This window comes from Microcoleus sp. FACHB-68 (assembly GCF_014695715.1).
In the GTDB taxonomy this organism is placed as follows: domain Bacteria; phylum Cyanobacteriota; class Cyanobacteriia; order Cyanobacteriales; family Oscillatoriaceae; genus FACHB-68.
This window is the reverse complement of sequence record NZ_JACJOT010000003.1, coordinates 91,974-103,432: the sequence shown is the minus strand read 5'-3', so window position 1 is coordinate 103,432 and position 11,459 is coordinate 91,974. Positions and strand designations below refer to the sequence as shown.

Annotated in this window: 10 protein-coding genes; 1 reads left to right on the top strand and 9 read right to left on the bottom strand. The window is 47.1% G+C overall.

Annotation, left to right across the window (positions count from 1 at the left end):
• Window positions 1–22 precede the first annotated feature (22 nt).
• The 6 genes from H6F73_RS02940 to minC all read right to left on the bottom strand — a co-directional run bounded on the left by H6F73_RS02940 (window position 23) and on the right by minC (window position 7,587).
• A complete protein-coding gene (locus H6F73_RS02940; RefSeq protein ID WP_190757329.1) occupies window positions 23–625 on the bottom strand; it encodes a DUF11 domain-containing protein in 603 nt (200 codons plus the stop codon).
• A 205-nt stretch (window positions 626–830) separates the two neighbouring features.
• Window positions 831–3,434, bottom strand: a complete 2,604-nt coding sequence (locus tag H6F73_RS02935) for a hypothetical protein (RefSeq protein WP_190757328.1) — start codon at window positions 3,432–3,434, stop codon at window positions 831–833.
• A gap of 558 nt (window positions 3,435–3,992) precedes the next feature.
• A complete protein-coding gene (locus tag H6F73_RS02930) occupies window positions 3,993–4,856 on the bottom strand; it encodes a choice-of-anchor L domain-containing protein (protein ID WP_190757327.1) in 864 nt (287 codons plus the stop codon).
• 533 nt (window positions 4,857–5,389) lie between these two features.
• On the bottom strand, window positions 5,390–5,704 hold the full coding sequence (gene minE / locus H6F73_RS02925; protein ID WP_190757326.1) for a cell division topological specificity factor MinE: 315 nt from the start codon (window positions 5,702–5,704) through the stop codon (window positions 5,390–5,392).
• Between the two features lie 86 nt (window positions 5,705–5,790).
• Window positions 5,791–6,597: a septum site-determining protein MinD gene (minD, locus tag H6F73_RS02920; protein WP_190757325.1), complete on the bottom strand. Its 807-nt coding sequence runs from the start codon at window positions 6,595–6,597 to the stop codon at window positions 5,791–5,793.
• A gap of 186 nt (window positions 6,598–6,783) precedes the next feature.
• Window positions 6,784–7,587: a septum site-determining protein MinC gene (minC, locus tag H6F73_RS02915; protein WP_190757324.1), complete on the bottom strand. Its 804-nt coding sequence runs from the start codon at window positions 7,585–7,587 to the stop codon at window positions 6,784–6,786.
• A 227-nt stretch (window positions 7,588–7,814) separates the two neighbouring features.
• Here minC and H6F73_RS02910 point away from each other — a divergent pair, with 227 nt between their 5' ends.
• The gene (locus tag H6F73_RS02910; RefSeq protein WP_190757323.1) at window positions 7,815–8,213 is read left to right on the top strand and encodes a hypothetical protein; all 399 of its coding nucleotides are present in this window, start codon (window positions 7,815–7,817) and stop codon (window positions 8,211–8,213) included.
• Window positions 8,214–8,401: 188 nt separating this feature from the next.
• On the opposite strand, the gene H6F73_RS02905 is transcribed toward H6F73_RS02910, so the two are convergent.
• From H6F73_RS02905 to H6F73_RS02895, 3 genes are all read right to left on the bottom strand, one after another.
• Window positions 8,402–8,965: a pentapeptide repeat-containing protein gene (locus H6F73_RS02905; RefSeq protein ID WP_190757322.1), complete on the bottom strand. Its 564-nt coding sequence runs from the start codon at window positions 8,963–8,965 to the stop codon at window positions 8,402–8,404.
• 144 nt (window positions 8,966–9,109) lie between these two features.
• Entirely contained in the window at window positions 9,110–10,453 is a 1,344-nt protein-coding gene (locus H6F73_RS02900) for a four-carbon acid sugar kinase family protein (RefSeq protein ID WP_190757321.1), read from the bottom strand.
• Between the two features lie 331 nt (window positions 10,454–10,784).
• Window positions 10,785–11,432 carry a hypothetical protein gene (locus H6F73_RS02895; RefSeq protein WP_190757320.1) on the bottom strand — a complete coding sequence of 216 codons (648 nt, stop codon included), beginning with the start codon at window positions 11,430–11,432 and terminating at the stop codon, window positions 10,785–10,787.
• Window positions 11,433–11,459 lie beyond the last annotated feature (27 nt).

The window sequence follows — 11,459 nt, the reverse complement described above, 5'->3', positions numbered from 1 at the left end:
TATTTGTTTTTGATAGATACTTTTATTTAACTTTGACTTGATAGGTTGCTCCGATGTCTGGGAGATTAACAGGTTTTGTGAATTCCCAGCGTATGTGTGTGTAAGCTTCTGCCGGCGCGGGTTTGGTTTCTATTGTGCCGTCAGGAAGGGTTTCTTGAATGGTTGGGTTTGCCAGATAGGTTTTAGCGTTATCAATGCTGTAGGTAATTTTTGCTTCTAGGCCGGCTGCTGAGTTTAATATATATACGGTTTGTTGGGGAATGGGTTGGGTAAGGACAAAGTTATTTACGGGTGATGTTGTGCTGTTTTCTCCGCGTAAGGTATAGCGAATGATGTCTCCGGGTTGTACGACTGCGCTTGCCGGTAATGTTTGCCAAGTTGTCTTTTGTTTGCCATTTTCATCTGCAATTACGGTTTGTTTTTCTGCTTGTAAGCGCAGTTGCACCGGCTTGGCTGGGGTTTGGGTTAAAAGGGGTATGTTTTGTTGGGTTAATTTCTGAGATTTTAGTCTTTGGTTTTTGAGTAAATGAGGATCGAAATGTGTTTGTTGCGCGTTTAATAGGGTTGGATTGGGGTTTGTTAAAAGTGTGAGGGTGAGCGGTGCCAGGATTAGTAGATGTTGCATTTTTATGCCCCTAGGTATGTTGAGTTTTTGTTGGAGGGGGTATTTTTTTTAACCGCAGATGATAGCGAAGCGTGGCGCTAGCCATACGCAGATGAACGCAGATGTATGCGGAGGTTTTTCTTGAAGAGTGGGGTTTTTGTTCCTTGTTAGGTTTTGTTGGGATAGGTCTGGTTATTGGGTGTATTTGGGGTTTTGGAAAAAAAACTTAATTGACTCGACGTTGAAAGGTGAAGGTTCCTGATTGACCAGGTGCTAAGGAACCTCCGACTCTATTGACATATTTTGTGACATCTCCATTGAGGTTTGTACCTGTTTGATCTTGTGCCTGAAGTGTGGCCGGCCTACCACTGAAAAATGTAATGGTTCCGCCGTTAGAATCTACGGCAGAACCGACGATATTGCTTGTATCAATGCCGGTTGTGGGATTATTATCTCCATCACTATTATCGTTATCGAGTGCCCAATTGTTGCCTTTGGGATTGCTCACTGCTTCATAGGTGGTTCCGTCTTCGGTGATGGTAATATCCCGTGCGGTTAAGGTGACGTTGCCGGTTCCTCCTTCGGGGGTTGATATGTTTGTGTAGGTCAAGCGAAATTCGATAATATTTCCGGGTGACGGTGTTTTAGCAGTTGTACTAAATGTCTCTTGACCGGCAGGCACATCCGCGCCGGTTCCTTTCAAAAGTCTTGACTCTTTTAACATCTGCACAAAGCCGGTATAAACGCGATTTATTACTTGATCTGTCGGCTCTCCTGTATCTGGCAAACCATTTCCGTTACTATCAAGAAATGCGGTAATTGTTACAGGATAATCGCGCAATTGGGCGGTGGAGGGTAAATCGATTTTCACGCTATAATTTACTGTTTGATTGGGTTCTAAGTTGACAATGGTGATGGGGGGTTGGGAACTGGTAAACCCTGTGCTTGGGTTATAAATATAAGTGACAGATAAGTTGCCGTAAGTAATGGTGACGATTGTTCCTGCCGGCAGATCGTTGGGATTGGCGGGTAAGGTGGGTAAAAGGGTGATGGTGACAGGACTGGCGGTCGTATTCTGCACGGCGTTGGTAAACTCGACGGGTGCAGGATCAACCGGCTGGGAGGGATCTAATCCGGGGGGAATGGGTGCGGATTTATTGACAAAATCTTCGTTAGTATCGGTTGGCCCAACAGCCCCCGGTGCTCCCGGTGGGCCATTGAGAATGCCGGCTGATGGGCCAGTTACGATGATGACGTTGGATTCACCGCCTGGGCCGGTGCCGCTGTTATCATTGTTGGGGTCTGTTCCTTGATTGCCTGGGTTGGGAACTCCCGGATCAATAACCGGGTTGCCGGTGCTGTCGGTTGAACCAGGGGTGCCATCATCATTAAAGTTGTTGGGAACGCGATCGCCGGATTCGTCATAAACAAGGGAGTCGGGATCACCGGCAGTTGAACCGATCACTTGCGCGAGGTTGGCGACGGTGGTGGTGGTTGTTAGCCGGCTGGTTACGACTTGGAAGGAAAAGCCGCTAATTAGTGTGCCGGTGGCAACGGTTCCGTCTAAAATAAACCCGATTCGTGTCACATTTGCTAAGCCGCCAATTGCTGCGTCGTTGGGGTTGGTGTACCACTGCGCTTGCAAGGCATTCACGGTTGCCGGATCGTCTTTGGTGAAGATCGCTTGCCACTGACTGGGAACGGTTCGGGTGTCAGTGAGTTGTGTCCCCGCCGGCACGGCATCTGAAATTAAAATTCGGGTGACAGAGGTGCCGTTAACGGTAATCGGGGTGCCGGCTAAGTCGGCGGGAACGATGCCGGTGCTGCCGGTAACTGTTTGGGATAGCACTTCCAGCGCTAAGTTATAAGTAATCCGATCATCACTGGCATCGGCGGGGTTGCCGGCATTAATCGGTTCTGCGTGGGTTTTGTAAATTGCCGGCAAAGCCAGGGGGTTTGCCCCGACTGCCGCTGTCTGGGTGGCACTTGCCTCACGGATACCATTTGCCGGCACTCCAAGGGTTTCACCGGCAACGCCATCCGGGTTATCCACGGTATAAATATCCCCAGGTTCGGCAGTTTGCGCTACATTCTGCGCGTTGTTGGGGGTTTGTCCAAGTTGCACGGCGATCTCATTGCCTTCGGTTGCTTCTGAGTTGAGTGTCACCGGCACTCGTACCCGAATTGATTCACCTGGGGCAAATGAGCCGGTTTCCACATAATCTCCCGTGAAGGTGAAGCCGGCGAGGGTTGAACCGGCAGCGATATCTATCCACGTTTCCCCCCCATCCACACTAATTTGCAGATTGCCGGTGACTGTGCCAGGGCCGGTGACAGTTGCGAGATTGGGAATTCTAAATCTTGTCGGATCGTTGCCGACGTTGGTGATTGTGTAGTTGAAATAAAGTAAATCGCCGGCTTCAATTTTGCTATTGCTATCCGCTTCTGTAAAGCCGGCTGCGGTTACGGTAATCCCCGCCACTTCTGCCACAGTGATCGTAACGGTGTTAGAGATTACCTCGTTGATTTCTCCAGTGTTGGGATCTTGATACGTTCCCGTTGCTTCGTTTTCAATCACCGTGCCTGCCGGTGTACTTTGCGCTTGTGCCAAAGCCGGTAAAAGTATACAAGAAAAGGGCAAAACAAAGCATCCAAAAGCCAAGTTCCAGGATACAAAACACTGTCTTTTCCTGATTTTTGACTTCTGACTTGTTTTGCCCTTAACACTTTGTTCACTATCTTTTTTTCTATCACTGGCTACCTGTTGCGCTGCTTTCTCATCGCAGTTATCTCGCCACAGATGGGCCGCCCATTGTTCACTTTTTTTCACTGGCTAAGACCCCACAGGGTAGACGCCCCAATCTTTTATAGCATGAACTTTTCCAAAAGAAATATTACTTTTTTTAAATAAAAATGCTCGTATAAGTACGGAATGCCGGCAGTGTTCCTGAACACACCCTTGTTAAGAATAGCCGTCATAAGGATCGGGAGAGGGATAGAGGTAAAAAAGCTGGGAGATGTTACTGAACCAAATTGTAAATAAGGTTGTAGGAAGCTTTACAATCGCAACATCCTGTTAATTATTGAACAATACCTAGTCAAAAGCGACACTTTACGCATCGGAAATAAACAGCTCGCTAAAACTTGGAAAATTCCAATGGAGCCGGCAGTTTAAAAGTGGGGATAAATAGTTTTAAATAATCTTGTTCTAGAAATAGAATAAATGCTACAGGCAGCCGGTTTTTCTGATCGCAGCGTTTCTTCTTGCTTGTGTTTTTAGAAAAGCGTCAAACGCGCAAAATTACATAAAACGTTACAGGACGCTTTGCTATGGGAAAAAGCGCCTGAATATTTACAAGCAGTGCCGGCACTTATTTGCCGGTGAAGATTAAAATTTTTGTTTTTTTTGGTTTCTGCGCCCTTTGAGGAAACCAATTGCGCCGACACCCACTAACCCCAACACCACACTGGGTTCGGGAACCGTCTCAGCCGGTGGCGCTGTGCCGAGAGAACCGCCTTTGAGGAATACCGCTGAATCCATCAAGCCATCAGCAGTATCTTTGATATTGATCGTGAGTGTGTTGCGAGAATTTTTGTTAAGTAGACCCTCAAAGGCCAGCGTTTTCGTATAACCATCTAATTTAGTCAGGGTATCCGGGCCGGCAGGATTGTTGATAAAATCCGGGTGGTAAGTTCCGCTGCGATTTGGGATGAGGTTTGCGATCGTCGCGTCTTGCCCGTCGCTCAACTTCGCTAAATTCGTGCCATTGAGCAAAAGCTCAAAAGCGTCGTTGAATTCGGAACCGCCAAATTCCAGAAACTCTTCCGATCCAAACACATACTGGAAAAACACCTTATCTGCAGTGCTGTCGGCATCAAAGCTGATATCTAAGCTAATCGAGTCGTCAGTGTCTCCCTCAATGCCAAAATCGGTGCTTAAATCAGTTGCATAGTCAAGGTTTCTTCCGTCTTCCGTATTCTCTCCCGGTATCTCAGTAACGTTGCCTGTACTGAGAACGATGCCTGATCCCAGTTCAAAGGGATCGTTCTCGAAAATCCCAAAGGCATTGGCGTTTCTGATGGGGTTGACTGAAAAATTGCTCAGTCCCGTGGTGTCACCTAGCAAAGACTGCAGTAAAGCGGAACCGTTGTTGTTGGGGGTAATGCTGAACCCTCGTGCCGGTGCGACTGCTGTGCCCAGGAGTGCAGTCAGGGCAACTGCGGTTGTGGCGGTTGTTTCTAAAAGCTTCATATTGTTGTCGATCCGGAAGGCTAGATTTTGATGACCAGAGGACGCCTAAGGATAACTGCAAGGCTTCTGGCATAGGTAGAAGCTGCTATTAGTCGTCAAGATGGTTAAGTTTATTGATCTAGCTCGGAGCTAGATGTCACCCTAATTTCTAGATTCGCATACATTTAAAAAAAAACCCAGTATTTTCACGGAAAAGTTCCCGCTAATTATACTCAAAAACTTATAAGTGGAATCGACAAAATACCTACACCGCTGATGATTTTTAAATTTCGGTGGTGTGCAGCGATTATGTAAATTTATACATCGTTAAACCTGGAGTAAAAATTTACTCAAAAAACAAGTTTTGTTAAAACTTTATAAAGTTTTTGTCTTTAATTTTTTTGATTAATGCGCCTGCAGCCGCGAAGTAGCCGGTTAAAACTCTAATATTATTGTTTTCTAGTTCCTTTTCACTCTCTCTCTCTAGCCTAGCCCCTAGCCCCTATCGCTGGAGTCTGACTGGTGAATTGAGGATCGAGAAAGTTTGCAGCAATCTATTCCACCGGCATCTCGTTATCAGCATCGGTTTCTGGTGCATCCGTCTTGGCTCGAACTCGGCGGATAGGCAGGTTAGCGATTAACGCTGTCGCCCGCTGACTGCTTTCTAAAGCAAACTCTAATCCTTCTGTCTCGATTTCTACATAACGAGAAACAACTTCTAGGATTTCTTTTTGCATAGATTCAATCATCTCTGGAGACAAGTCCGCCCGATCATGGGCGATCACCAGTTTGAGCCGGCGTTTGACTTCCTGACGACTGCTGTCAGCGCCGGCTCGAAGAAAAAGTCGTTCTAGAAGTTCGCTGATCATGGGACTAGGGGCTAGGGGCTAGGTGGGAGAGGGGGGACTGGGGTTAGGGGGAACAGGGGACTCAGCACTCAAAAGCTCAGCACTCGCTACCTAATTTTGGTTGAAAACAGTTTACGGAGGCGGGCAAAGATGCCGTCGTTATTGCCAGAGAGATCGAGAAATTCTATTTTCTGACCTTCGAGGCGTCTGGCGATGTTGTCAATTGCGGTGCCGGCGGTGGAAGATTGTTCTGATAAGACGAGCGGTTCGCCCCGGTTGGTGGAAACAATGACTTTTTCATCATCCGGGATGACGCCAATTAAGGGGATGGCGAGAATTTCTTGCACGTCTTGCACTGACATCATGTCATTGGCTTGTACCATTGCCGGTCGCAGCCGGTTGACGATCAGGTGGATGCGCTTGACGCCATTGGCTTCTAGCAAGCCCACCACACGGTCGGCGTCACGGACGGCGGCAATTTCGGGGGTGGTGACGATCAGGGCTTCTTTGGCTGCGGAGATAGCATTTTGAAAGCCTTGCTCGATGCCGGCAGGACTGTCTACTAAAACATAATCGTATTTACTGGCTAACTCAGTGATGAGTTGTTTCATTTGCTCTGGGGCGACAGCATCTTTCATGCGGTTTTGCGCCGCCGGCAGTAGAACGAGTCGGGGTTGCCGTTTATCTTTTACCAGCGCTTGCTCAAGCCGGCACTCTCCTGCGAGAACTTCCACGGCAGTGTAGACGATGCGGTTTTCCAAACCTAGAAGCAAGTCTAGATTTCTCAAACCAAAATCGGCATCAACGAGCGCCACCTGGCGACCCAATTTAGCCAGGGCCATTCCCAGATTAGCTGTACAGGTGGTTTTGCCCACCCCTCCTTTACCAGACGTAATGACAATAATGCGACTCATGAAATGGTAAAACTCACGAACAGACTGCCGGTGAACCGAGATTTGGCCTTAACTGAAACCAGAGCGCTCCCTGAAATTTATTTTCTGATATTTGTGCGTTGGGCAAAATTAATAGAACCCTATTAATTTGCGCTTAGCGGTTTAAATGTAGCACAGGGAAGGATTGAGGGGAACACATCGGCACGCTCAGCTTGAGGGTGATATGAGCTGGGTTCTAGAAAAATCCGCTGCCCTGGTGATGCGAATTCCTTGGGGCGTTACATAAGCGACTTCTGGATAATATTGTGCCGGCGGTTTTTCTGGTGCTCTGGCAACAAAGTCGGCAATGCGAATTTGGGTGGGTTCCATTTGCAGCGCCATGATCGCGCACTGGGCTTTACCACCGGCACCGGCATGAGCGACTCCGCGCAGCCGTCCCCAGATCAAGATATCCCCTTCTGCCACAATTGCTCCCCCTGGATTCACGTCTCCCATAACGATGACGGTGCCGGGATGGCGAATTTCTACGCCTGAACGGACGGTGGTTTCTAAATAGAGGGGATCGGCAAATGCTTGAGCCGGCGCTTCGGGGGTAGGCTGCAGGGGGGTTTGGGAGGAAATTTGTTCGACCGAGTAGCCGGCGGTTGCGGCTGCTACGGCAGTTTGGCGGCGGCTGGTGTGAACACGAGTCAGTTGCAGTTGCACTTCACTGAGGGCGTCTGCGAGGGCTTGCAGCTGGCGCACATCCAGCAGCCGATCGCCGGCGATCAGGTGGACTTCGGTGTTGGGCTGCCAAAAGCGTTCGCCGGCATTGAGCCTCACCTTCATTTGCTGCCAGATTTCTTGCCAGTTGCTTGCCGGTGTTTGGGTGCCGGTGTTTTCGCTTTCAGGCGGCAAGAGTATTAGGAGCCGTCCATCTTTACTTTTAAACCGGACTTGCTGATGGCGACTGATTTCGCGGGGGATTTCTGGAACAGTTGGGACGGTGGTGGGAGATGAGTCGGAAGTCATACGATTTTAGGGTTGAGATTGGAAGTTGCGGCCCCCCTGCGTGCGAGCCATTTATTTCTAAGCTTTTCGGTTGGAACTTGCAGCCAATTCTCGGTTATATTAACCCAAAAATGGTTAATTTTTTGTCTTCAGGTGTGCTTGTGGAAATTTTGGAAAAAACACCCACTAAACTGATTCTCCGGCACCGCCCTTTAGGGCTTTGGTTCATTGCCGGCTTTTGTGTTATTTTGATTCCTTTTCTACTCATTGCTCTTGCCGTGACGAATACTTGGATTTTTTACTTATTTTGGTATCCTTTGCTGCCTATTTTTTCTATTTTGGTTGGTGTTTTTATCTGGCTTTATGCGGGTCAATCTGTTCGTTGCAGTTTTGACAAGACGCTGGGGATTGTTACGCTTAAACAACAGGGTTTGCGTCAATCAAAGGTGATTGAATTTCCTTTGAGAGATATTATAGATGTTGAACTGGATTTAAGAACTCGTGATGCTGCTATTAATCAAAGGATTGTTTTGGTTTTGCGGACGGGTCACGCTCAGCCTTTAAGTTTAAATAAGAATGCTGATTGGAAAGATAAGCAAGCAACTATAAACACTATTCGGGAGTTTTTGGGAATGCCGATAAAATAGTTTTTGTGGAGAGAATGATATTTTTTTAACTGGAAATTAATGCAGGTATATTTAAATGATTGAGAAGGTTTGCCGGCACCTAATAAGCAGATGATAAACGCTGATCAGGTTGATAGACAAATCGCGTTTAATTGTGGGTTTTTAAGATATTTATCAGCGGTTGATTTAGGTGCCGGCACTGGTTTATTTTAACACCGGCCTATGTTTCTTCTATTGGGTAGAATTGTCCCACAAAAAGCAGCTCCTTTGAAGTCACTTTCTCTGATGTAAGCATTTCCTAGGTTACTTTGCGATAGGTTGGCACCTCTTAAGTTGACTCGAAATAAGATTGCACCTCTTAAGTCGGCTCCTGTGAGATCGGCTCCTTCCATATTGACTTCGGTTAAGCCTCTTGTCCTTAGTTTAGCCTCACTTAAGTTGGCATTAATCAAGTTAGCGCCGGTTAGGTTAGCATCATCCATATTTGCGCCTCTGAGATCGGCATTACTCAGGTTGGCGTCTTTTAAATTAGCACCTCTGAGATCGGCACCTTTTAAGTTAACACCATTCAAATTTGCGCCAATTAAAAACGCTTCTGTCAGCTGCGCTCCACTTAAATTCATGCCTTTTAAGTTGGCCTCTTTTAAGCGGCATCTCATACACTTGTTCGTACTGATTAACTGTTGAAGATGGTTGGAATTCTGAGCATCAACTGAGGCAGTTAAAATTAAGGGTAATGAGAGGGCAAATATCGTTAAAGTTTTTAGACTCATAATGTTTGAGATGGAGAGATTTCTCATAATAGTATTTGCCGGTTAGAAGAGTCTAAAAGTGCGAAACTATCTAGATTTGGGCGCACGCGCCGGTGCGCCCTGATCATGGGGTGGGCGAGATGCCTAAACGAGAGGGAAATGCTTCTATTTGCTAAGCCGGCGGTAAGTGGTGGCTAAAGCATCGGCATCCCCAACGTTGCCAGGAAATAGCACCACCGGCAGGTTAGGAAATTGGGGGTGATCGGCGGGGGTGCGTACCATTGAACAGCCAGGTAAAATTTGGCCGAGGAGTCGTGCTGAAGTTAGGGCTAAGCCGGTGCTTAAAACGTCGTTGGAAGTGATGCCTCCTTTACTAATCAGAAACCCGATATCTACCGGCAACCCCCGCACAATATCCATCAGCAATGCGGAAACATCCGCACCAAATTTCAGGCGAGTTTGAGGGGTGTCAAATGTGAGTTCTTTCCTGCTGGTGTAAATCACTGGGGTTTGACCGGCATTGTGCGCTTGCTGAATTTTTTGCAGGGTTTGGTGTAGCAAAAAGGCACGCAATTCGCTGGGATCGGCGGCAGAACCGACAGGGTGGTTATCAAGTAAAGTAATGATATCGACCTCTATACCGGCGACATTTTCCGCTTGCAGGAGGCTTTCGAGTTGCTGGGTGGTTTTTTTGACATGAGAGCCGACGATCACTGCACCGGGTTTGCCTTCTCGCACGTATTGCGCCATGTCTTCTGCGGCAACCGGCTGGGGTCCCAGATGGGCAAGGGATGTTAAAATGCTGGCGGCGCTGCGAAACAAAAAGCGTTTCCCCTCACCGGCTGCTGTAAGAATATCTGCTGCGAATTTATCTAGATCGGTTTGGGTTTCGCCATCGACGGCGCAGCAAGTGTTGCCGGTTAAATTCATTAGACGTTCGAGGCTGCCGGCGCGAATTTCTTCCAGCAAAAATCGCTCAACATTGCCGGCAGAAATGCGTCCTTTGGTTTTTTCTTCCACATAATCGGGTAAGTAGCTGTGCCGGTAGCCAAAGACAGAGTCACGGGCAAATTCGGTTTCATGCACCGGCGTTTCAACGCCATCGACGATTAAATAATGGACGCTGTCGCGGGTAATTCTCCCCCCCTCAAAGAAGGCAGGAACGAGGAAATGGGCGTCAAAAGGGCCAAGTTCTTCCGCGATCGCATCGGTTTCTACGGGATAATGTCCCCGCATCGTAGAATCGGAACGGCTAACAACGAGAAAATCTTGGATATTTTCTGCTGCGATCGCGGCTTTCAAATTCTGGCAGACTTCGCGGGTGACTGCGGTGGCTTGTTCTGGGGTGAGTGCTCTGGTGTTAGTGAGCACGAAGAAAATGGGGGAGTCGTCACGTAACCCCAGCTTCAGGGTGTCTGTATCCCAGCGAGTGAGTAGGAGACAACCGTGGACGGTTTGCGAGCCGGTGGGGTCGTCATCGAGGACAATTATTTTGGGTTTGCTGGTCATTTGTTGTTTGAATGCTGGCTTTGCAATTTTCTCATTTCTGATTGAATACTGAGAGAAATTTGCTGTAATTAATTTAAAATTTGTTGGGACTTGATTGCTTGTGATGCCGGCTAGCCGGTTTAATTCAGTCTTCTTATGATAGGTTTTAGATTTTTTAACCGCAGATGCACGCAGATGCACGCAGATGGGTTGATGGTTGGTGTTAGGGATTTGAGGGAGTTGGATTTTTTAACCACAGATGCACACAGATAAACACAGATGGTTTAAGGGTTGGGGTTCAAGATCAATTGCTAATTCGATATTTTTGCAATAGTCGGATAGACCGGCTTCTTTAGCTGATCCGTCGATCTTGTAATTTTCTCATTTCAGCTTGAGCGCTGACTGCAATTTGCAAGGCTTCATTCAGTAGTCGTCCGTGTTCACTTGCTTTGTCACTGACTTGCAAGGCTGCTAAAGCGGTTAAGTTATTGGCAAAAAGTTCAGGATTGCGAGAAATAAAATGTTTGTGTTGCCTGAGAATCCGTTCGGTTCGCAATGCTCGCACTAAATCTTCTCGCGTTAATTCTAGTGCTGCGATTACATTCTCTCTATCTTTTAAATAGACTTCTGGATTGCCGGCTGCTTCGATTTGATCGTTGATGTCAATTGCTCTAATGACATCATTATACCGCTCAACGTCGTCAAACAAATGAATCAAATTTTTATTTTTATTACTAAACTTGAACTTTTGGATGTCACTAATTATTAGTCCAGTTGTTGCTGAAAAATATATAAATACCAGTGAAATAAGATGCTCTGGAAATATGTAATTTAAGAAAATTCCACTAATTCCCATTAATAGGCTGATTAACAAACTTTGAGAAATTTCTGATAAAAACTTAGCAGCAGTCGGGGGTCTTAAAACCTGACTAGATCCGACTCCACACAGGCGCTTCAGTTCTCCTTTGGAAATTTCCAATCCTTGCAAGTCAGGTCTCACAGGCGAGTTTTCCTTTGATAAAATTAC

Coding starts and splice junctions, on each gene's coding strand:
- H6F73_RS02940 (WP_190757329.1), bottom strand. CDS start 625: ATGCAACATCTACTAATCCTGGCACCGCTCACCCTCACACTTTTAACA.
- H6F73_RS02930 (WP_190757327.1), bottom strand. CDS start 4,856: ATGAAGCTTTTAGAAACAACCGCCACAACCGCAGTTGCCCTGACTGCA.
- minE (WP_190757326.1), bottom strand. CDS start 5,704: ATGATCAGCGAACTTCTAGAACGACTTTTTCTTCGAGCCGGCGCTGAC.
- minD (WP_190757325.1), bottom strand. CDS start 6,597: ATGAGTCGCATTATTGTCATTACGTCTGGTAAAGGAGGGGTGGGCAAA.
- minC (WP_190757324.1), bottom strand. CDS start 7,587: ATGACTTCCGACTCATCTCCCACCACCGTCCCAACTGTTCCAGAAATC.
- H6F73_RS02905 (WP_190757322.1), bottom strand. CDS start 8,965: ATGAGTCTAAAAACTTTAACGATATTTGCCCTCTCATTACCCTTAATT.
- H6F73_RS02900 (WP_190757321.1), bottom strand. CDS start 10,453: ATGACCAGCAAACCCAAAATAATTGTCCTCGATGACGACCCCACCGGC.